A 21,235-nucleotide genomic window follows, 5' to 3' on the forward strand; every position below is an offset into this window, starting at 1 on the left:
GGTCCTTATAGAAGCTCGTTTGATCGTTGTCCAGCACCCCGGCAAAGTTTTTTCACAACTTGGAAAAATACCTGTCGGAAAACTGCGCGCCACTTCCCAAACCCAACGGAAAACAAAGATTTTCAGTCACTTAAGGATCGTTGCAGGCCTAGGGATACGGCGACCCGCTTTTGTAAAATGCTGCATGAGGGCTGACCATTTGACATTGTGAGCAGCCCCTCGCCCGTCGGTGATAGAGACGCTTCTGTCTGCAGCGGTCAGTTCATCTCGCCAGCAACGATACCGCTCGCCGACCAAGTTCCGTCGACCGCATTGAAGTTCCCGATCACGCCCTCATAATTGGATGACGGGCCGCTGACGATTGAGGTGTTGATGGAACCTGATCCAACACTGCCGACCAAGTTTCCGGAAAACTGGTTTCCGATATCAACGGCGTGTTCGGTCAGATCCGCGCCAAATGTGCGACCGTCGAAATTGGCGATGTTGGCAGATCCGGTGCGGCGGGCGAAATCAACCGTCATCTGGAAGTCACCGGCCGCAAGATACTGCGCACCATTTTTCACGACGCTGCCGGCAGCGTGCCCAACGTAGCTTGCGCTGCCGCTGGTCGGCAGATCGGCGGCATTGGTCACGTCACCGGCAACCCAGGTCCCGAGATGAAAAGCGTCTTTCCGGCTATTGGCACCGTCCAAAACACCGCCCGTGTCATCATAGGAGAGTTTTGTGCCCCAATAGCCCCACTCCAGAAAGGCACAGGTACACTCTGTGGTTCCGGCCATGATCGCATCATCTGCAGTCCCGATCAGTGTGTTCGGCACAAAATAAGTGTTGGCATCTTGGGACGGATCCTGCTGCAGGGTCTGCCCCGCGTCACTGGCAAGGGCCGACGCGACACTGCTGGCGGCCCGAATCGTTTCTCCAAGACCTTCGTTGCGTTCCTCAGTCAGGCCGGTGAATGGCCCCGACCCTCCGCCTCCTGCCGGGTCAGGGTCAGGATTTGGGTCCGGACCGGGATCCGGCACAACGGGTGTGACGGTATCGAGGGTCAGGTAGGTTTCTGAGGCATCGGACGCATCGCGTGCAGCATAAATGTCGTTGCCGATGAAGGTTGCGCGATCCGTGCCGGATCCGTCGCTGTTGGAGCCAAATCGCACGGTGTAAGCTGCAACATCCGGATCCAGGTCCTGACTGTCACGGACGGTCAAACTGCCGCCGAGCGAATACTCAGCACCCTTGAATGTTACGGAAAGATCCGCAGCGCTCTCGCTGGCAAACACAACCGGACCAACGCCTTGTCCCGAGAGGTTGATGCTGCTCTCCAAAACGCCGGCGGCATAACCGGACAGTGTCCGATCACTGCGGGTCAAGATGGTGGCATCGACGGTGCCACTCAGCCGCGCAACATGAAGGCTCGACGAGACTGTCGCCGGTGCTGGAAAGATGTCAGGCTGACTGACATAGCTGTCGTCATAAGCATCATCGATACCGCCGTCTGCCAGGGCGTTGCCGAAAACAAAGCTTTGAGCATTGCTGCCAAAGAAGTGTCCATCATCCGGCCCGGCGATTGTTCCGACCGGACCGCTGTAAAGCCCGGCGCTCTGGCTGCTGGCAATCCGGTGGCCTCCGCGCCGATCTGTTTCCATCGAAAGGAGGCCACTGGCGGCATCCGCTGCTACATCTCCAACCGCCAGTGAGATAAACGACTTTTGGTTTTCACTAGTCCCGTCAATGTGGAACGACCCGGCCAGATAATGTGCGCTCTCCAAGGTTACAGGGTCGCTTTCGATCATCAGTAACCCGGTCGAAGTGACATCTTGAAGGAAGCTCTCACCGAGTTCTGCGGCGGCCAGCGGATTGACGAAGAGCGCTTCGGTGATGAGTGGCGTAAAGGTTCTGCCATCCCCCGCCGTGCCAAGCGAAAAGGCCAGGGTCGGGTCGGTTGCAAGATCAAAAATCCGGATGGATGGTGTTCCGCTTGCATCGCCGAAGCTTGAAAAATCAGTGCCCACTCCATGAACGCCGACCACCATGTCTTCAATGTCGAATTTGGTCGCTCCACCGGGCGTGACATTTGGCAGATGCGCAAAGGCGGCAAAGTCTTCGTGGTAATATTGCACGCCCCAGGCATAGGAGGTGACGTTGCCTTCCGTTTCCGGGTCGACTGTCGGTGCCACCGGAATGAAGTCTGACTCACCCAGCTGAGCAACAACATCTTGATCCGTATAGGTCTGGGCGTAGTAATATTGCCCATCACCCTCGAAAGCGAACTGATAGATCTTGTTGCCTTCGACCTCCGCTTTGTAGAGGGCTGTCGCGGTGCCGGACATAATTTCGCCAACTGTAAAGGTGACCGGCATGTCGGTGCCGCGGCTGCCACCAATCAGTCCTTGCGCACCTGGCGCCAAGACGGTGCGAGTTGTGTCCCAGGATGGTGTGAATTCAACGCCGGCAGTCAGGATCCGTGCTACGTCCGTTGTTTCGACAGTCTCCCCACCGGTGTCTCCCGTTCCGCCGGTTGTGTCTCCACCATCGACATTATCTCCGCCCCCGGTAGGGTCATTCCCACCGATAATCTCCTCGGCGAGCCGATTGAGTGTGCGTTGCTGGGTGTTCTTTTGAACCTGCAGCAAATTGGGTTCTGCCCGCGCCGGCGACCTCGGCTGCACACTTCTGGGCTTGGGCACGGGCGCCGTGCGGATGTGGCCGAGACGTGAATTTACATTCGGAACACCAGAGCGCGCGATTTGCCGTGCCGTCGGCGGTGTGCGTGTCCCGCCGGACTGACCAGGTCTTGCAGTCAGTCCGCTTTGCGCCGCAGCAAGATCAGCTGGCGTTGTCCGGCGAACACCGCCGCGCTGCCCGCCTGTTCCAACCTGCAGGGAATAACCGGCGGTGTAAATGCGCCGGTTCGTTCCATCTGTCCCTGTGAAGGTCAACTCATCGCCAAAGAGGAGCGAAAAGACCGGGTTGTCGCCATTCAAGTTGAGATTGGCCATGCCGCCGCGAATGCCAATTGTGCCAACCGGTGTCTTGACGGATACGCCACCCTTCTGCTTGCTGACCTTCCCGCCGACAAACCGGACGACCCCCTTGCCGAAGGACGCGACAAGCTTTCCGGTTCCCGCATTTGGGTCGTAAACAAATTCGTCGATCACAAGATCGGAGTTTGCCCCGACCGTGAAGGTGGACCCATCATTCAACAGCACTTGAACGAGGCCGGAGCCGGACGTTTCTATACGCTCATTGTAGAGGACGTTGTCGCCGAGCAGCTTCACCTGGCGGACAGCACCGGGCGGCGTTCCGAATGCATCTGTATTGACTGCAGCCGCCGTTCCAACGGTCGTTGCTTGCACTGTTTCATTGAAGAACAACGACAAAAGCGCTGTCGCACCAACAGCGCTCAAACGCCTACGCACGGAAGGAGTGAATTTTGATGTTGGCATCATGCGCTTCCCTCCCTGTCAGAATGCTTTTCGCAACGAAAACATTGCGGAGACGTTTGAGTAACTGCTGAGGTCATAGTTGGAGTTTTGCCTCCGGACCTCGCCGACGAGCCCCGCCGACACGTTGTATTTAAGCGGAACATTCAGCGCCGCGCGCAGCCATCCCTCATGGTCCCGTTGTTTGACCGCGGCATTCACCAACGGGTCCGGTTCGTCATAGGCGCGGTAAATGTATCCCGCTTCCAGATCAATCGACCATAGATGCGGCAGTTGTTTGACGGGGGATGCGAACTGGTAGGTCGCCCCTATCCCGCCGCCGGCCTCCCAGCTTTGTTGCGATTTGATACGGGTTTCCTCAAAATCCGCAAGCGCCAGAACCCGCATCTGCAAGCCCTTGGTCAATTGGCGTGAGATCTTGGAGGCGAATTGCACGAAGTATCCGTTCCGGTCGGACACCGTCGGGTACTCGGACGTGTCGTTGAACCAGCGCTGACGCCACTCCAGCTTCGCATTGATTTCCGTTTGAATGTCCGGCCGGGCGACCAGCCGGGTTCCAACGCCCAGCGCGCCATTGTAGTTCGCGTGGTTCAGCCGGACGCCGGAAGCAACGCCGTAAATGCCAAGTTGCACATCATCAAAGTTGAAGCGCGCCATGTTGAAGGAGGGACCGAGAGTGATTTCTGCAAGACCAGTGTCGAGCCGCACTTGATCAGCAAATCGCGCGGCATAAAACACCACATCAGTTTCGATGAGGTCTCCTTGGGTTCCAAGATCATAGGACCCATAGGCGCGGCCAGCGACAAACGCATTTATATCAGGCTGACCCGTCGCGGTATCGTCGAGGATAAAGTCCCTGCCGTTCAAAGTGACGCGGCGCCCGCCAGGGGCGGCGTTGGCATTAGACTGATAGCGGGCACCAATGATGACATCGGCGCGGAACTGGGTGGGCTGTTGTTTCGACGCGATTGCGGACAGATATGTTTCGACCCGCTGCCGGACTTCTTCCGGCACATTCGGGGTCTCCAGCGTCGACTGAAAATAGTAGCGCGCCGTTTCAAACGATCCCAGCCGGTAGTAGAGGACACCCAGTTCCAGCTTCACGCGTGGCAGGTTCGGCGCAAAGATGAGCATGCGTTCAAAGGTGGAGATCGCAGCCTCGTAGTCACCGACCATCACGGAAACCGTGGCATATTCGAAGGCAATATCGAGGTCGGCCGGGCGCTCAAGCATCTTTGCCAGAAGCACGGTTTGCCGCGCAAGCAATGCATCTGCAGACATTTCCGGCTGGCTGCTAATGTCGGCTTCCTGCGCCTCGGCAACTGCAGAGGAAAACAGAAGACCGGCCGTTATCACCAGACAAAGTATCGTATCAGACGTCAAACGCATGCCTGGGAACCACGTTCTGGTTTTCCATCACCGATTTCAAATTCTTAACAGTACGTTACCACACGTATATGAGTCCGGACCACAAGTCCAATTAACCTGTTGAACGCAGCGGCACCTCACTCCCCGAACTCAACAACAAAAACGCCGGCCCTGAGTTTCCCCAGAAGAGCCGGCGCGAAAAGGGCCTCAGATCGTTTGACTTTACTTCACAGTGATGCGGTCATCCGTATAGGCGTTGTAGCTTTTCTGCTTTCCGAGGTAAGCGGCCACCACATCGGCAAGATCGGGACCGAAATCGTAAGCATTCATGCCGTTGGTTTCGAAAATCGCATACCCATCGCCGCCGCCGCGCATGTAGTTGTTCGACACGACACCATAGACCTTTTCCGGATCAATCGGCACAAAGGCATAATTTTCAAGCACCATGACGTCTGAGACACGCTGACCGGCCGGTTGCGATTTGTCGATCGTGTATTTCAGGCCTGCAACCTGGGCAAACCGGCCTGCGCCTTCTTCAATCTGACTGGCTCCATTTTCAAGAGCCGACACCACATCCGTCCCTTTGAGCTGGAAGGTTGCTAGCGTGTTCTGAAAAGGTAGAACCGTCAGGACCTCGCCCATGGTGACTTCACCGGCGTCAATCGATGCGCGCAAACCACCGCCATTCTGGATTGCGATTTGAACACCCTGATCCTTCACACGGTCCAGCATGGCCTCGGTCACAAGAACGCCCATTTCGCAGACGTCAGCCCGGCAGACGCTGCGCTCACCGCCGATCGCCGCGGTCGCTTCGGCGACAACTTCGTTGCGGATTTCATCCAGCGGCTGCGCCAGCTCTCCAATGCGCGCAATAAACTCTGCATCGGGTTCCACAGACGCGTCTAGAAGGATCGGCTCCCCTTCAGCCTTGATCACGTTGCCATCGTCGTCCCAGGTCACAACAAGGTCGCCCAGGAACTTGCTGTAGGCATAGGCCTGAACGATCGGCACATCCTGACCGTCCGGGTTCTTGACCATGACCGGATAAGGACCGGAGGCCCTGTCCTGGGTGTTGGAAAGGAGAGTATGCGAATGACCGCCAACGATGACGTCGATGCCCGGAACCGCGGCAGCAATTTTCGCATCCATCGACAGGCCCTCATGGGTCAGCGCGATGATCTTGTTGACCCCGGCAGCTTCCAGCTCTGCGACCTGGGCTTTCAGGGACTCAATTGAGTTCAGAAATTTAACGCCGGCGCCTGGCGAAGAGGTTTCTGCCGTATCTTCGGCAAGGCTCGAGACGAAGCCGATTTTCTCGCCGCCGCGCTCCAGCACCAATGTGGCAGGGATGCGGCCCTTGAGCAGGGGTTCATTTTCAAGATCAAGATTGCCGGAGATAATCGGGAACTCGACCTTGTCCAGGAAAGCAGCCAGTGCAGACGGACCATCATCAAATTCATGGTTGCCGACCGCCATCACATCATAGCCGATACCGTTCATGAAATCGGCCGCTGCTGCTCCTTTGTACGTCGTATAGAAGAGCGAGCCTTGGAACTGATCGCCTGCGTCAACTACGACGAAGTTCTTGCCTTCGTCTGACAACGCATCGCGGCGCTCATCCACCATGGACTTAATGCGGGCGACGCCCCCAAAGCACTTTCCCTCAGCTTCGGATTCAGCATCACAGGTGGAATCGTACTTGTTGATCGATTCAATGCGTGAATGAACATCGTTGGTGTGAAGGATGGTCAGGGAATAATCGGCGAATGCCGCAGTCGACAATGCGGTCGTCAGCGACAACACTGCGGCGCTCAGAAGATGGTTGTTCATTTGATACTCGCCCTTGGATAGATTGTTCTTGAGGTCAGGCTTTCTGCCGGACCTTCACCTGCCGTGCCTTCCCAGGATGAGCATTCGTACTTTCCCACTCATGAATGAGCAGACGCCGGAGCGCTTTCCCGAGAGCCGGATCGCCGGTGTCTGGAAATCTTGGTGCAGTTTTATGACAGGAGCAATAGAGGACGTGACGGAATGTGAAAAAAATTTTGCCAGATAAATATTTTTGCAGATTAGACCGTTAGGTATTCAGACCGAAACGCTCCCCGGCCTTAGCCGCGATCCGGAAACTCCTCGTCGTCCAGATCATCGGTTTCCACGACCGGGATGGAATACCCTTCGGAGAACCACCGGTTCAGATCAATCTTGGCGCAGCGATCAGAGCAGAACGGGTAGTCTTCCGGAGTGGATAGCTTTGAGCATATCGGGCACGGACGCATCCGGCGCTGCGGTTTATTGCCGTTTTCTTCAGTCAATGTGGTCCCCTCCTGAAGCGCATCCATCGTCGACGAAACGTCGCCCAGCACTACGCTCCTGCAGTCGTCCAGTTTGCATGGACAGGGTAGCCTGCTGCTTGCAAAAGATTCACGGTCTCCGCCAGCGGCAATCCAACAACCGCCGGGTAGGACCCGACAAGCTTGACCACGAAGCTGCCTGCAAGCCCCTGGATCGCGTACCCGCCTGCTTTGCCGCGCCATTCTCCTGAGGAAATGTAGTCATCCATGTCCTGGCGGGACAACCGTTTGAACCGGACACGCGTTTCGACAAGCTTCGTCCGCATTTTCCCGGTCGGTTCTGCAACGGCAACGCCGGTGAACACCCGATGCCCCCTGCCGGACAGCAGAGACAGGCACATCACGGCCTGATCGGTGAGTTCGGCCTTGGGCAAGATCCGCCGTCCGACACCGACCACCGTATCTGCGGCAAGCACAACGCCGCTTTTCATGGCATCGGTGTTCTTGGCGACCTCAAGCACAGCTTCAGCTTTGGCTCGCGCAAGACGCAAGGCCAACGCCCGCGGCGTTTCGAACTTCTTCGGGGTCTCGTCGATATCAGCGGGCAGCAGATGATCCGGTTCCAGCCCGACCTGCTGCAGCAGCGCAAGACGGCGCGGGGAGGCGGACGCCAGGATCAACTGAGGGGCATTCGTCATGGATGCACGTGCTTTCCTGCCGGCGCAAGGCGACCTGCCGCTTACTTGAAGCGGTAGGTAATCCGACCCTTGGTCAAGTCATAGGGGGTCATTTCGACAAGAACCTTGTCGCCCGCCAGAACGCGGATACGGTTCTTGCGCATACGTCCAGCCGTATGTGCGATGATCTCATGATCGTTTTCAAGTTTTACGCGGAACGTCGCGTTCGGCAACAGTTCTGTCACGACGCCCGGGAACTCCAGAGCTTCTTCTTTGGCCATTTGATATCCTGATTATGGCGGGCCTTGCCCGCAGGTGCCGCGGAACCTAGCCGATTAGGCTCAGAATGTGAACCATTCTTTCGCATCGGTCCCAAAGCGATGTTAGACGCCGCTTTATCATCCGCTCGGCGGGGGTGTCCAGTTCAACCGTTTCTTGATCCGCATCATCAGCATGTCCCGCACTGCACGGTATTCATTGAGGATCTGCTCCCGCGAACCGGTTGCCAAAGTCGGATCCATGGTGGGCCAATATTCGACATCAACTGCATCGGTCCGGGTCAGATCGAGAGCCCAGTGGTGCGCCTCTGGAGCAAGCGTCACAATGAGATCAAAGCCGCTCTCTTCGAGCTCGAGATAGCTCTTGGGGCGGTGTGCACTCATGTCGACGCCGATCTCCGCCATCACTGCATCCACAAAGGGATCGAGTTTACCGGCACGCACCCCGGCCGACTTTACATAGATCTGTCCAGGGAACAGCTTTTGCGTCAACGCTTCGGCCATGGGGGAGCGCACGGAGTTCATTCCGCACGCAAACAAAACCGCAGTCGGACGCAGGTCCGGCCCGGCCACAGACCTTAGCCCTTCCAGTGCAAGGCGTAGACGAGGGTGAACAACCGCCGGGCGGTCGCCATATCCACCTCGATTTTTCCCTGAAGACGCTCCATCAGGATCGTGGAGCCTTCATTGTGCACGCCGCGGCGGCCCATATCGATAGCCTCGATCTGGCTGGGAGTCGCGTGGCGGATCGCCTCATAATAGCTCTCGCAGATGAGATCGTAGTCCTTGACGATCTTTCGCAAGGGGGTGAGTGAGAGAACGTGGGTGACCACCGGCTGGTCGTCTTCGGTCTGGATCTGAAAGACGAGCTTTTTCTCAATGACCGACAGGTTCAGAACGAATTTCGCAACTGGATGTCCGACCGGCTGAAAACAGTTTTCCTCGATCAAATCGTAGATGGCGACGGCGCGGTCATGCTCCACTTCCGGTGTGGAGCGTGCAATCGAGGCTTCGTCCAGCACCACGTCCACCAAACGGCCGCCCGCTGTTTCCGCAGAACTTTCCGATTGTGCATCGCTCATGCTGTCAAAGCCTTTCTCAGAACACCCTGCCTACATGTTCAGTCTGATGGAAACAGACCGCGCATGCGCCGACAAGCCCTCCGCTTCACCTAGAGCGATAGCGGCAGGACCAAGCGCACGCAAGTTTTCTGCGTTGCACTTGAGAATTGACGTGCGTTTGACAAACTCCAGTACCGACAAACCAGAGGAAAACCGGGCCGATCTTGCTGTTGGCAACACGTGATTGGACCCGCCGACATAATCACCGATCGCTTCCGGCGTGTGATGGCCCATGAACACGGCGCCCGCATTGCGGACCTTGTCCAGAAGCTGCTCCGGGTCTTCGACGGCAAGTTCCAGATGTTCCGGCGCCAGGCGATTCGCGAGCGGCATCGCATTGTCGAGGCTGTCGACCAAGATGATCGCGCCAAAATCCTGCCAGCTGGCACGGGCCACCTCTTCGCGCGGCAATGTCTTCAGCTGACGCTCAACCGCGCCGGCAACATGATCTGCGAGCTCTGCATCGTCCGTGATCAGAATGGATTGTGCGACTGGATCGTGTTCAGCCTGGGCCAGCAAGTCGGCAGCAATCCAGTCCGGGTTGCTGTCCTTGTCGGCAATCACCAGAACTTCGGACGGACCGGCGATCATGTCGATGCCAACCGTGCCGAACACGCGGCGCTTGGCGGCGGCGACAAACGCATTGCCCGGCCCGACAATCTTGGCAACCGGCTGGATGGTTTCCGTACCGAAGGCCAGGGCGGCCACAGCCTGCGCGCCGCCGATGCGGTAGATTTCGGAAACACCAGCGATCTTGGCCGCTGCAAGAACAAGCGGGTTCAATACATCATCCGGACTCGGCACGACCATGACGATGCGCTCAACGCCGGCAACCTTGGCCGGAACGACATTCATCAGGACAGAACTTGGGTAACTTGCCAATCCACCGGGCACATACACCCCAACTGCCTCGACCGCCGTCCAGCGGGAGCCAAGCTCAACCCCGATCGGATCGGTGTAGCGATCATCTGCCGGGAGCTGACGTTTGTGGTGCGAAAAAATCCTGTCATGCGCCAACTGCAGAGCGTCCAGCGTTTCTGCCGGCACTTCAGCAACCGCCGCGTCGATCTGCACTTGCGTGACCCTGAGGTCCGTCATTTTAACGGCATTCAGGCGGTCGAATTTCGCGGTGTATTCCAGAACAGCCTGATCGCCGCGCTTTCGAACATCTTCAAGAATATCCCGGACGATCTGATCGACATCTTCCGACGCTTCCCGCTTGCCGGCCAGAAGATCGACGAAACGGGCTTCAAAATCAGCGCTGGTATTCGTGAGGCGTTGAACCACGCAACTCTCCATCTCGATTGGCACTCAAGGTGCCAGCAAATCTTGTATATTCAGGTAAGGTCGTGCTGCGGCAGGTTTGGTGTCGACCAGGCAGCCCCCAGATCAGACAATTGGGCCTCGATGCACTCGACGTCCAGCTGGATGCTGGATCCACCGGAAAAGGCGAGCTCAATCTGACCGGCCGGAGCTTCGCCGCCCGCTTTGAACGTGACCGCCAGCAGCTCCAGCACCACGTCCTTGGCCTCCTGCTGAATTTTCTGGGATTTCATGCCGGTAACACGCGAGACCGCAAATGCGGACCGGCGGCGCTCATGTTCCTTGCTTCGCTTGTCGGCCTTCTTGTCCCAGACGAACCGGTTCATGACGAACACGGCCCTTTTTTCCTTGGGCAAATACCGGATATCCGCAATTGTGATCACAGCGTCCTGAACATGGGCGGAAAGAACCTGCAGGTCTTCCTCATCCAAAGCGGCAAGTTTCAATTGATCCATGGTGCTCAAACAAGTGTCCGTTTGTCGTGGTGTCGCGGCTCAAATGTAGGGTTCCCCGCGCCAACTCCAAGGCTGATGACCTAGCCGGGATTTTTTAGAATGGCAACAAAGGAACAGTCGTTTCAGTCACGGACAGGTGGGAATTAGCCGTCGATCTACTCGAATGGGCACTTCAGATGGAACCAGCAACAAGATCAGCTCTTCTCATTCTTGACCATTCCTGCAACATATTCAGAAGACAGACAGGAACAGACGGACCATGCGACTCACTGCAAGACTTTTCGCCCTCGCCGTGTTGATGAACGCTGCACCAGCGCCACCAGCTTGGGCCGATGATCTGACAAAAGCCTTCGCAGAAACGATTTATGTGCCGGCCTACTCCAGGATCTTTTCCTTCCCGAACCGGTCGGAACTCCTGGCGGCAACGCTGACCGTACACAATGTCGATCCGCAGACCCCACTAACCGTGACAAAAGTCGATTATCACGGTGAAGACGGCAAGCTCCTGAAAAGCATCCTGGACGCGCCGCTGCGCCTGGAACCGCTGGGCTCTGCCAGTTTCCTCGTGCCCAGCAACGACACCACCGGCGGTGTCGGCGCAAACTTCCTCGTGGAATGGTCGGCCGACCAGGGCGCCTTAAGCCCACTCACCGAAGCGATCATGGTGACGGGACCCGGAACCCCTGGGCCATCCTTCACCTCCCGCGGGCGCGTCATCAGCCGGACGGTGGCTGAGTAGGAAAAGCTAGGCGCTGAGTTTGGCCTTCAGCGAGCCGCAACCCGAACCGCTTCCTCAAACAGGCGCAAGAACAACAGGGCTCATAAAAATACCTCGTCGCAAATCAGCGGCTGAAAACAGTCGCGATAGCCCAATTCAGTGATTTTTCCGAAAAGCTCATCCGATAGAAAAAAGTCGCGATAACTCGCTTTTTTTCTTTCCATAAGTGGATGCTCTGTGTGTGAGATCTGTCCATTACAATGGAATGATTAGCGCGTTTTAGAATGAATGCTTTGCCACCATCGTATTTCTCGATCTCCTTGTAACGAGATCTATTCAGCATAACGGAATCAAAATCCTGCCCGTGTTGCAGGAAATAGTAGGGCTCCCTTGCCGGAGCCCCTTTGGAAAAGATCAACTCAGTAGGAAGGAAATTATGAACCCCTGGCTCAAGGCTTTCGACGAGATCCTTGAACCGTTGGGACACGATCCACTCACCGCCGCCTAGAGACAGTACAAACCGGGCGCAATCGGAAACATCTCTGTCAAGCGTTACTCGACCAGGAACATCACGATCTGTGAACCTTGGATCAGAGTGAGATAGGTTTCCTATACGACGCGGCCCTTCGGGCCCCCATTTTTCTTCCAAACCGAATTCTTCATTCACCATAGCCACAAGCCAAGCCATGCCTCATGCCCTCCCGCGTTTGCCAAAGGTGGCGCGGCCTGTGTGCCGTGGGCACGCACACCTTGGCTGACGTCCCAAGGTGTCGTCCCGGCCTTGCGCCGGGATCCACTCACATGTCCGCTCGCCGCAACGGGTCAGTTTCACGCGCAAAACTCCTGGAACGAGTGGATCCCGGATCTCCGCTCCGCTGCGTCCGGGACGACAGTGCTCATAAAAATACCGCTCATCTCAAATCAGTCCTTACAAGTTCAAATTCTAATCTGCGGGCTTTGGCCAAATTCCGCCCCAGGGTCCGAGGACCCGGTATCTTTCGAGCATTTCTGCTTTAAGGTTGTCTTCCGGGATCCAGGGCTCATCGACCTCCGGTGCATGATGCCACTGCAAGACGGAATCCAGCTTCGCAGCTCTAACCGCTTCTGTTAACTCATCTGAATAGAAGACCCGCGTATGTCTGATATAGGAGGAGCGCCACATATGCCGCCCAGCCACTTCAGGCTTGCTCAAAGTATAAATACGCTTGTGGCCGCCGGTCTCGTACGGCATGGTTAAGGTACGTCCACCGGACTGCAAAGTCTTCCATTTGAGCGTTGATTTCTCAAACAGGATCGCTTCAAACCGCTGACGGACATTCAAGAAGTAAAACTGACTGTCAACGGCTGGTGACCCATCTTTTTTCACGGCTTCAACCGGGAAAAACTGATGCACATCCGGTTCCAGTTGATCGACAATGTCCTTGAAGGCTTGGCAGACCATCATGACGCCTGCCGGTGAATGAAAACAGGTCCAACTCTTGTGTTTCGAAGTTTGAATGATGCGTTTGGGAGCGATCGCCGGATCGATTTTCTCGCCTTGAAAGAAATCTGGAAGTGGTGAGAGGGACCGAACTTCTGCGCATTCTTTCCTGAATGCTTCCATGTCAAAGAGTACTTGGAGAAAGTCGTTGGACTTGAAGTCAAAACAATAAGCCATGCCTCATGCCCTCCCGCGTTTGCCAAAGGTGGCGCGGCCTGCTCCCGGCCGGGGCGGCGGCGCAGCCGGACTGTCCGCCTGTTCCGGTACGTCCTACCCGGAAATCCGTTGGATCTGGGCGCCGCAGCGGGTGAGTTTGTCTTCAAGGCGCTCAAAGCCGCGATCTAGGTGATAGACGCGGCTGACGGTGGTTTCGCCTTCCGCTGCCAGTCCGGCAATCACAAGCGACACGGACGCGCGAAGGTCCGTTGCCATCACCGGCGCGCCGCGCAGGGTAGAGACGCCTTCGACTGTGGCCGTGCGGCCATCAATCGCGATTTGGGCGCCAAGACGGGCCAGCTCCTGAACGTGCATGAAGCGGTTTTCGAAAATCGTTTCCGTGATCCGGCTTTTGCCGCCGGCCTTGGTCATCAGGGCCATAAACTGGGCCTGAAGATCGGTCGGGAAGCCCGGGAACGGTTCTGTGGTGACATCGGCCGGCTGAATTCCGTTGCCGTTGCGATAGACCTTCAAACCGTCATCAGTCGCGGTGATTTCAGCACCGGTCTGGCGAAGCGTATCCAAAGCACTTTCCAACAGGTCGGTCCGCGCGCCCTGCAGCAGAACATCACCGCCCGTCATGGCAACAGCCATGGCATAGGTGCCGGTTTCGATCCGGTCCGGGACCACGGCATGGTGCGCGCCATGCAGGCGCGGGACGCCCTGAATGCGGATGGTCGAAGTCCCCTCGCCTTCGATCTTGGCCCCCATCGCCTTCAGACAGCGGGCCAAATCAACCACTTCCGGTTCGCGGGCGGCATTGACGATTTCGGTTTCGCCTTTCGCCAAGGTCGCGGCCATCATGATGGTGTGGGTTGCGCCGACAGACACACGCGGGAATTCGACCCGGCCGCCGGTCAAACCGCCCGGTGCCTTCACAACAACATAACCGCCTTCGATTTCAATGTCCGCACCGAGAGCCTCAAGGCCCTGGATAAAGAAGTCCACCGGCCGTGTGCCGATCGCACAGCCGCCCGGCAGTGAAACGCGGGCTTCGTGCATCCGGGCAACCAAAGGACCGACCACCCAGAAGCTGGCGCGCATCTTGGACACAAGCTCATAAGGCGCCGTCGTGTCCACGATCTCACGGGCTGTCAGGTTCAGGGTCTGGCCAGCCAGATCGTCCTGACCGATGCGCTTGCCGTTGACCGAATAGTCAACGCCATGGTTGGAGAGGATCTGCATCAGCTGGGCAACGTCGCGCAAGCGCGGCACGTTCGACAGCGTCAGGGTTTCGTCGGTCAACAGGGACGCAATCATCAAGGGCAGTGCGGCGTTCTTGGCGCCGGAAATCGGTATGATGCCGTTCAGCTCCGCGCCGCCGGTGACTTTGATGCTGTCCATGTTTTTCCCCGAACCCAAGCCGCAAATCCGCGGCGTTCCCAAGAATTCTTATCTAAGAGGTGCGATCTACACGCAACTTATGGCCCTTGCAAGGCAGGCAATCGGCGCAGTCTCGCCGATGGCGCAAGCTGTTGGCACGTTACGGCAGGTTTAATCCGCCTTGGATTTGCGCGCAGCCGATTTCCGCCGCCGCAAATTTGCGCGCAGGGCTTCGGCAAGCCGGTCCTCGCGGCTTTGAGGTGCGGTCTTCGCACCGCTTGATTTCGCGGTTGAGGCTTTCTCAGATACTGCATCCGCAACATCTTGGCTCGGCTTGTCTTTTTCACTCATGGCTTGGCTTGTATATTGAAAGAGGATCGTAACCTATCAAGGGTCCGCACGCCGGGTCAAAGGCCAATAGACCAGATGTCCGCCGAGACGCTGCGCGCAAATGACACCTGACCGGACTGGCTCCGGTACAAAAAGGGCCATTCAGCAAAATATCCACAGCCCCGCAACCAAGGAAATCTGAACGGATCGGCGGCATTGCCGATGAAAACCAAACCGTGGATCCTCCGCTCTTCCAGATAGACTGAAAAAAATCGCAAACGGCGCTTGCGTCCCCGGACCGCTTATGGCAAAAGCCCCCTCATTCCGGGCGGCCACGCTGCTCGGGGCCAGCACTTACGTCCCAAAACACTTGTTTTGCCGACGCTGGGTTGACCAGAAATTGGTCCCCAAACGATGCTGCCGTAGCTCAGGGGTAGAGCACTCCCTTGGTAAGGGAGAGGTCGAGAGTTCAAATCTCTCCGGCAGCACCATTTTCTAGCGATCTACATACCAACGCGCATAGTGATCGAAGCGGCTTCAGGAACGTTCAACTGCGCACGATCACCTCTGCGAAAAAGTCTCCACGCAGGTCCATAAAGCGTCTTTTTTGGATCTCATGGGCTTTACGTGGTCAATGATGTAGGATCCTGACCGAGGGCAGCGTTGTTCAACGTTCCCAAGAAGGATGATCATTTGGGAGTGCCGCGAGATGAGTTTGTTGGAACCGAAAGCTTCCCTCCTCTCCGCGACAGATCTTTCCGGGCTTTGGGCCTTTGGCCTGATCAGCGCCCGTACGGGCGAGCCGCTGATCTTTGAAGGCGGCGAACACCAACTTGATACCAGCCTCATCTCTTACGGATACAATCAGGTCACCGACAGCAGCGGCAATGTGAAGTCCGCTGCCGCAGCTCCCTTCTCGGGAGGCGAGCGACTTGTGCTGTCGGATACGCCAATCACAGATCCTAACACCATTGAATACGCTCGCACCCTCGCGATCATGGCACCGATCCGTGACGCGATCCTCTATCAATACGATCAGACAACCCGTGCAGAATGGGAGTTCCTGACTGCCGTCTTGACTCTAAATGGTCTCAAAACCTTGGGCGCAACAACCTCCAGCACATCGCTGCTGGCAAGTGGCGAGGTGTTTGATTATGTCGCTACAGGCCCCACCGATGGCAACCCGGTGCTGCAATATCTTGAAGAGGCTGAACTTGAACTGAAATGCCTTGGCTTCACAGGGTTCAATTTCACCAATCCCGAAGGCACAAATCACTGCGAAGAGACGGGGCTGGTTGAGGGATCAGGGATCAGGGCATCCGCTGTTCTGGATGCCGGTGTTGATGAGGTGTTTTACCTTCGAGAAAACGATGATGTGGCCGCCGCCCAGCTGGACGGATCGGCGCATTACAACACCTTTGGCTGGCGGGAGAACCGTGACCCCAATGGCTGGTTCGATACGGACTGGTATTTGGCACAGAACACGGATGTCGCCGCGGCGGACATCAACCCGCTTACGCACTACCTGGATCACGGATGGCGCGAGGGAAGAAGCCCCTCAGAATACTTCAACGGGGATCGTTATTTGAACGCAAACCCGGATGTGGCCAATGCCGGGATCGATCCGCTCAGCCATATGCTGATGTTTGGTCTTGCAGAAGGCCGGGACTGGGGACTGCTTTAGTCGGCTTCGCCCAGACCGGAACCTGAATGTGGGTTTGGAGCCATCAGGAGCCTCACACCGGATTTTCCATCACCAGAAGTATGACGGCCTCTTCGGAGAGGACTTCATAGCTGTGGGCGATATCGCCGGGGAAGCGGAAATAATCCCTTCTGAGCGGGTTTCCCGTTCGTCTGCATCAAAAATACTGTTGTATCGTCTCAAAGCCTACTGGTCCGCTACCGGGTTTGAGCGTTCGTCCGAAGCAGAACGCTTTGGGGAGTTTTCCAGCTCGGTTCATGATACTCATCAAGAGTCGGCCGTTCTCGCAAAAATAGTGTCCACACAACTATTGCAGTCAGACATGCCACCCCAAAACCAGCCACTATATCTATCAAGTAATGACCTCCGTGGGAAATCGCGGAAACAGCCATACAGAATGAAATCGAGCCAATAGGCACACCAAGGAACGGAAGCCGTCTTGCGGACCAGATAACCCAAAATGCCACGCCTGCATGCACGGACGGAAACGTCAGTATTCCTGACAAATTATCGATAGAGATCTGGGTGAGATTACCATAATATGCAATATTAAATTGCTCCAGAAACCCGTAACCGACTAACGGAACCATGTTCTCCAGGTCCTCCGGAAGTACACCGTATGAATAAAATGCAGCCTTCGCCGGAAACCAAATCGATATTACACTAGATAAAAAGCAAAGAAATCCAAATCCGAAAATAAATCCGTAGGCTCGACCAACATCCCGATTAACAACAAGCAATAACGGCACTAACAGGATCAGGAGATAAAAAATATCATACATGATTTTGAGGAAATCAATCAAAAGTGGATGTTTGTCAATTTCATATATATATGCGACCCAATCGAATCCTAACCTTGCATCTGCGGCCATCAACCAGTCATCAACTATCGGATAACCCATTGAAATTGCGAGAAACGTGGACACGAAGACAGGTGTGATAAATGCAACAACGAGCGCAATACACTCACATAGCATTGCAGGTATTTGTTTTCCGAATACAAACAAAGTAATTGACGCAAAGTAAAACAATAACGCCAATTTCCAAAATGGATAAAATGATCCATAGACTATCTCTATTCCACGCAATTGACTTATTAATTCAATCAAAAAGCAACTTGTGAAAAAGGATAGATAAACCAAAAATCTAACCTTACCAAAACACTCTTTATTTGTAATAATTCTCAATATTATCAATAACTTATCAAAAAATCTAAATTTCTTAAATGATACTGAGAATCTGGACCTCAAAAACTGATCCATTCGCATGAAAAGAGAACCTCTCGAAAACGCAAAGATTAAACAAAACTAGCTTGCTTTATCGCATCTGAATACAGATAATTCCCTCATAGGTATAAATAATTTCTGAATACATATTGTCATTTATAATTAAATCATCGAGAAATCAATTTTATAGCCGATTTCCTTCCACCTTAGTGAATGAACAGATCCGTATCTGAAGTGGGATTACTGCCAAGCAGGCTTCACTCAATCGCCCTCTCAAAACTGACAGACTTCTACAAAAACCAACCATATCAGCACCCTTACACCGGGCTTTCCATCACCAGAAGAATGACAGCCTCTTCGGAGAGGACTTCATAACTGTGAGCGATGTCGCCGGGGAACCGGAAATAGTCCCCTTCTGAGAGGGTTTCCGGTTCGTTTGCGGGGCCAATGCGGATCTCGCCTTTTGCAACGAATACATGTTCGATCGTACCTGCGGGATGCGGCTCAGCTGCCCGCAACGCACCGCCGGAAAGGCTGGTCCGGTAAAGATCGCGGCGGCGGCCAGGCGGGCAATTTGCCAGCAGGACAGCGGTAAATCCGGCCGCTTCCGAGGCGACCGGATCCCCCTCCCCGGCCCGGATGAGTGTTTTATCCGTCGTACCCGTCTCAAACAGGAAGCTGAACGGGATATTGAGTGCACTCGCGATCGCCCAAAGCGTTTCAACACTCGGGTTGCCCTGCCCCGCCTCCAACTGGGACAAGGTCGACTTTGCGAGCCCGGCGGTCTTTGCGAGCGCAGACAGGCTCATGTCGGCTTTCAATCTTTCCCGTTGAATGGCTTTTGCAATGAGGGTGATCGGTGTCATGTCGCGTGGTCTCTTGTTATTCGTTCGTTTTAACACTCATGTGTTCGATTTGACAAACGCCATCCAATCGTTCATTTATTCAAACTGCGTTCCTTATATCGAACGATCATTTTCGAATTAGCACCTCTCAGGCGACACTTATGAGCATGACACGCAATGACGGCGGAATGCCCGACTTCGCAGGCGAACCAACCAGTACCTTCCGATCCGATGTTTCGGACGGTATCCGGGATGCCCTGCCCATCTTGTTTGCCGTTGCCCCGTTTGCAGCCGTATTCGGCGCTATTGCGCTGGAGAACGGACTGACCTTTGGCGAGCTTCTGCTGACATCGATGTCCATTTACGCTGGGGCAAGTCAGTTCGTTATGCTGGATTTGCTCGGCCAGGGCGTGCCTGCCTGGTCCATCGTTTTAACGGTCTTTGCGGTGAACTTCCGGCATGTGCTTTATTCGGCCGCCGTCGGCCGGCATTTGAGCAAGTTTACGACCTTGCAGAAGGCACTGGCTTTTTTCGTTCTGGTTGATCCGCAATATGCAGCAGCCGAGCGGCGCGCGGGGCGGGATGGCCTCCGGCCCGCCTATTACTTTTCGTTCGCAGCTGCAATTTATGTCGTCTGGATCACGTCCAACTGCCTTGGCGCTGCCTTCGGGTCGCTGATTGAAGATCCGGCCGCCTTCGGTCTCGATGTGATGCTTCCGATCTATTTCGCTGGTCTTGTCGCCGGTTTTCACACCCGCCGCGGGTTCGGAATGATCCTGGTGGTCAGTGCAGCCGCCTCAACCCTCGCCTTCCACACGATCGGCAGTCCCTGGCACATCACGATTGGCGGCCTTTGCGGCCTTGCCGCAGCCGCCCTACTCAGCCGTCCGAAAGGAGAGGCGTCCCATGGATAACACTGTTCTGATCATCTGCCTGTGTGCCCTGGCCACTTACCTCACAAGAACCGGCGGGCATCTGATTCTGTCGCGGTTTGGTGCGCTTCATCACCGCGCGGAAGCTGCGCTCGATGCCGTCCCGGTGGCCGTCCTCACCGCGCTGGTAGCCCCCGCCGCAACGACGGAGGGCCCCGCGGAGGCCATCGCGATCATCCTGGCAGGCGTTCTGACTTTGCGTTTTTCCCTGATCATCAGCGTTTCGGCCGGGATCTTCAGTGTCGTGGCCCTTCGCAGCCTTGGGCTCTAACGCACTGAAAAACGGCCGGAGGAAAGATCCCTCCGGCCGCTAACTGTATTACTTGGTGCCGCTGCAGCCGATCAGACGTCTATGGACCGGGCGATCAGCTCTTTCATGATCTCATTGCTGCCGCCATAAATCATCTGCACCCGTGAATCGGCATAGATGCGGGCAATCGGATACTCCATCATATAGCCATAGCCGCCATGCAGCTGCAGGCATTCGTTGGCGATCTCGTTCTGAACTTGCGTACCCCAGTATTTCGCCATGGATGCCGTTGCCGCATCCAGCGTGCCCTCGTCCATCCGCGCAATACAGTCATTCACGAAACTGCGCAGCACTTCCGCCTTGGTCTTGCACTCGGCCAGCTTGAACCGCGTGTTCTGAAAGTCCATGACGCGCTGACCAAAGGCTTTGCGGTCCTGAACGTAGCGAACCGTCTCATCGATCGCGAAGTCGATCACGCCCAGCGCCAGACATGCAATGATCAGCCGTTCCCAGGGCAGCTGCTTCATCAGCTGATAAAAGCCCTGCCCTTCTTCGCCGCCCAAAAGGTTCTCTGGGGGGACCCGCACGTCTTCGAAGAACAACTCGGATGTGTCGTTCGCCTTGCAGCCGAGTTTTTTCAGGTTTCGGCCCCGCGTGAACCCATCTGCGCCCTCAGTTTCTAGAACAAGGAGGGAGACGCCCTTGGAGCCCTTGGTCTTATCGGTCTTGGCAACAACAATGATCAGGTCTGCAGTCTGGCCATTGGTGATGAAAATCTTCGACCCGTTCAGCACGTACTCATTGCCGACAAGCTCGGCTGACGTCTTGACGCTCTGTAGATCGGACCCGGTGCCGGGTTCGGTCATGGCAATCGCACCGACATATTCGCCGGAGGCAAGCTTCGGCAGCCAGCGCTCTTTCTGGCTGTCCGTGCCATAAGCTGCAACATAGTGATTGACGATCGACTGGATGGAAAAACCCCAGCTGCTCTCGCCCTTGCGCCCCTGGAGGTAGGCCGTCACCGCATCAAAGCTGATCGGGGCTCCGGCGCCACCAAACTCTTCGGGAAGCGCAGCGCCCAGAATTCCGGCCTCACCGGTTTTGGTCCAAAACTCGCGGTCAACGACACCCTGATCGTTCCACTTTTCGATATTCGGCACCATTTCATCATCCAGCAAACGAGACGCTGAATCGTAAAACATGTGGTGCTCTTCCTGAGGCCAGGATGCGGTGGCGGCAAAAACAGACACGATAACCTCC

The 21,235-nt window shown here is 55.9% G+C and carries 21 protein-coding genes and 1 tRNA gene; 5 read left to right on the forward strand and 17 right to left on the reverse strand.

The genetic code is table 11. From position 1 onward, the window contains the following. Positions 1 to 257: 257 nt before the first annotated feature. From ACQY4Z_RS05860 to ACQY4Z_RS05905, 10 genes are all read right to left on the reverse strand, one after another. Positions 258 to 3,446 (reverse strand): FecR domain-containing protein, encoded by a 3,189-nt coding sequence (locus tag ACQY4Z_RS05860; RefSeq protein WP_428527519.1) that lies wholly within the window; start codon positions 3,444 to 3,446, stop codon positions 258 to 260. A gap of 15 nt (positions 3,447 to 3,461) precedes the next feature. Further along, complete coding sequence (locus tag ACQY4Z_RS05865) at positions 3,462 to 4,829, reverse strand: tetratricopeptide repeat protein (protein ID WP_428527521.1); 1,368 nt, start codon at positions 4,827 to 4,829, stop codon at positions 3,462 to 3,464. A 201-nt stretch (positions 4,830 to 5,030) separates the two neighbouring features. Then, complete coding sequence (locus ACQY4Z_RS05870; RefSeq protein ID WP_428527523.1) at positions 5,031 to 6,638, reverse strand: bifunctional metallophosphatase/5'-nucleotidase; 1,608 nt, start codon at positions 6,636 to 6,638, stop codon at positions 5,031 to 5,033. 278 nt (positions 6,639 to 6,916) lie between these two features. Further along, entirely contained in the window at positions 6,917 to 7,171 is a 255-nt protein-coding gene (yacG, locus tag ACQY4Z_RS05875; protein ID WP_420338455.1) for a DNA gyrase inhibitor YacG, read from the reverse strand. After that, entirely contained in the window at positions 7,171 to 7,797 is a 627-nt protein-coding gene (locus ACQY4Z_RS05880) for a Maf-like protein (RefSeq protein WP_428527525.1), read from the reverse strand. The genes yacG and ACQY4Z_RS05880 overlap by 1 nt, the downstream gene beginning before the upstream one ends. Positions 7,798 to 7,838: 41 nt before the next feature. Further along, positions 7,839 to 8,057: a translation initiation factor IF-1 gene (infA, locus tag ACQY4Z_RS05885; protein ID WP_006939340.1), complete on the reverse strand. Its 219-nt coding sequence runs from the start codon at positions 8,055 to 8,057 to the stop codon at positions 7,839 to 7,841. A 117-nt stretch (positions 8,058 to 8,174) separates the two neighbouring features. Next, positions 8,175 to 8,579, reverse strand: coding sequence for an arsenate reductase ArsC (locus ACQY4Z_RS05890; RefSeq protein WP_235812932.1), 405 nt, complete (start codon positions 8,577 to 8,579; stop codon positions 8,175 to 8,177). Positions 8,580 to 8,632: 53 nt separating this feature from the next. Further along, complete coding sequence (locus tag ACQY4Z_RS05895; RefSeq protein ID WP_133953037.1) at positions 8,633 to 9,136, reverse strand: UPF0262 family protein; 504 nt, start codon at positions 9,134 to 9,136, stop codon at positions 8,633 to 8,635. Positions 9,137 to 9,166: 30 nt separating this feature from the next. Beyond that, positions 9,167 to 10,462 (reverse strand): histidinol dehydrogenase, encoded by a 1,296-nt coding sequence (hisD, locus tag ACQY4Z_RS05900; RefSeq protein ID WP_428527529.1) that lies wholly within the window; start codon positions 10,460 to 10,462, stop codon positions 9,167 to 9,169. 50 nt (positions 10,463 to 10,512) lie between these two features. Continuing rightward, positions 10,513 to 10,953: a DUF2948 family protein gene (locus tag ACQY4Z_RS05905; protein ID WP_428527531.1), complete on the reverse strand. Its 441-nt coding sequence runs from the start codon at positions 10,951 to 10,953 to the stop codon at positions 10,513 to 10,515. Positions 10,954 to 11,212: 259 nt separating this feature from the next. Between ACQY4Z_RS05905 and ACQY4Z_RS05910 the strand changes: the two genes are divergently transcribed. Further along, positions 11,213 to 11,692, forward strand: a complete 480-nt coding sequence (locus ACQY4Z_RS05910) for a DUF3124 domain-containing protein (RefSeq protein ID WP_428527533.1) — start codon at positions 11,213 to 11,215, stop codon at positions 11,690 to 11,692. 103 nt (positions 11,693 to 11,795) lie between these two features. On the opposite strand, the gene ACQY4Z_RS05915 is transcribed toward ACQY4Z_RS05910, so the two are convergent. The 4 genes from ACQY4Z_RS05915 to ACQY4Z_RS05930 form a co-directional block, all read right to left on the reverse strand. Further along, positions 11,796 to 12,359: an imm11 family protein gene (locus tag ACQY4Z_RS05915; RefSeq protein WP_428527535.1), complete on the reverse strand. Its 564-nt coding sequence runs from the start codon at positions 12,357 to 12,359 to the stop codon at positions 11,796 to 11,798. A 255-nt stretch (positions 12,360 to 12,614) separates the two neighbouring features. Next, positions 12,615 to 13,328, reverse strand: coding sequence for an imm11 family protein (locus ACQY4Z_RS05920; protein ID WP_428527537.1), 714 nt, complete (start codon positions 13,326 to 13,328; stop codon positions 12,615 to 12,617). Positions 13,329 to 13,421: 93 nt separating this feature from the next. Beyond that, positions 13,422 to 14,711, reverse strand: coding sequence for a UDP-N-acetylglucosamine 1-carboxyvinyltransferase (murA, locus tag ACQY4Z_RS05925; protein ID WP_428527539.1), 1,290 nt, complete (start codon positions 14,709 to 14,711; stop codon positions 13,422 to 13,424). A gap of 150 nt (positions 14,712 to 14,861) precedes the next feature. Further along, entirely contained in the window at positions 14,862 to 15,041 is a 180-nt protein-coding gene (locus ACQY4Z_RS05930; RefSeq protein WP_428527541.1) for a hypothetical protein, read from the reverse strand. A 395-nt stretch (positions 15,042 to 15,436) separates the two neighbouring features. Here ACQY4Z_RS05930 and ACQY4Z_RS05935 point away from each other — a divergent pair. Beyond that, a tRNA-Thr gene (locus tag ACQY4Z_RS05935) sits at positions 15,437 to 15,511 on the forward strand. 218 nt (positions 15,512 to 15,729) lie between these two features. Then, positions 15,730 to 16,704: a hypothetical protein gene (locus ACQY4Z_RS05940; protein ID WP_428527543.1), complete on the forward strand. Its 975-nt coding sequence runs from the start codon at positions 15,730 to 15,732 to the stop codon at positions 16,702 to 16,704. A gap of 215 nt (positions 16,705 to 16,919) precedes the next feature. On the opposite strand, the gene ACQY4Z_RS05945 is transcribed toward ACQY4Z_RS05940, so the two are convergent. Both ACQY4Z_RS05945 and ACQY4Z_RS05950 read right to left on the reverse strand, forming a co-directional pair. After that, complete coding sequence (locus tag ACQY4Z_RS05945; protein ID WP_428527545.1) at positions 16,920 to 17,864, reverse strand: phosphatase PAP2 family protein; 945 nt, start codon at positions 17,862 to 17,864, stop codon at positions 16,920 to 16,922. Positions 17,865 to 18,265: 401 nt separating this feature from the next. Next, positions 18,266 to 18,814, reverse strand: a complete 549-nt coding sequence (locus tag ACQY4Z_RS05950; RefSeq protein WP_428527547.1) for a helix-turn-helix domain-containing protein — start codon at positions 18,812 to 18,814, stop codon at positions 18,266 to 18,268. A gap of 140 nt (positions 18,815 to 18,954) precedes the next feature. Between ACQY4Z_RS05950 and ACQY4Z_RS05955 the strand changes: the two genes are divergently transcribed. Both ACQY4Z_RS05955 and ACQY4Z_RS05960 read left to right on the forward strand, forming a co-directional pair. Beyond that, positions 18,955 to 19,707: an AzlC family ABC transporter permease gene (locus tag ACQY4Z_RS05955; RefSeq protein WP_428527549.1), complete on the forward strand. Its 753-nt coding sequence runs from the start codon at positions 18,955 to 18,957 to the stop codon at positions 19,705 to 19,707. Further along, positions 19,700 to 19,996 carry an AzlD family protein gene (locus ACQY4Z_RS05960; protein ID WP_209172991.1) on the forward strand — a complete coding sequence of 99 codons (297 nt, stop codon included), beginning with the start codon at positions 19,700 to 19,702 and terminating at the stop codon, positions 19,994 to 19,996. The genes ACQY4Z_RS05955 and ACQY4Z_RS05960 overlap by 8 nt, the downstream gene beginning before the upstream one ends. Positions 19,997 to 20,067: 71 nt before the next feature. Here ACQY4Z_RS05960 and ACQY4Z_RS05965 read toward each other — a convergent pair whose 3' ends face one another. Then, positions 20,068 to 21,177: an acyl-CoA dehydrogenase family protein gene (locus ACQY4Z_RS05965; protein WP_428529726.1), complete on the reverse strand. Its 1,110-nt coding sequence runs from the start codon at positions 21,175 to 21,177 to the stop codon at positions 20,068 to 20,070. Between the last annotated feature and the right edge of the window lie 58 nt (positions 21,178 to 21,235).

This window comes from Roseibium sp. (assembly GCF_965276855.1).
Taxonomy (GTDB): domain Bacteria; phylum Pseudomonadota; class Alphaproteobacteria; order Rhizobiales; family Stappiaceae; genus Roseibium.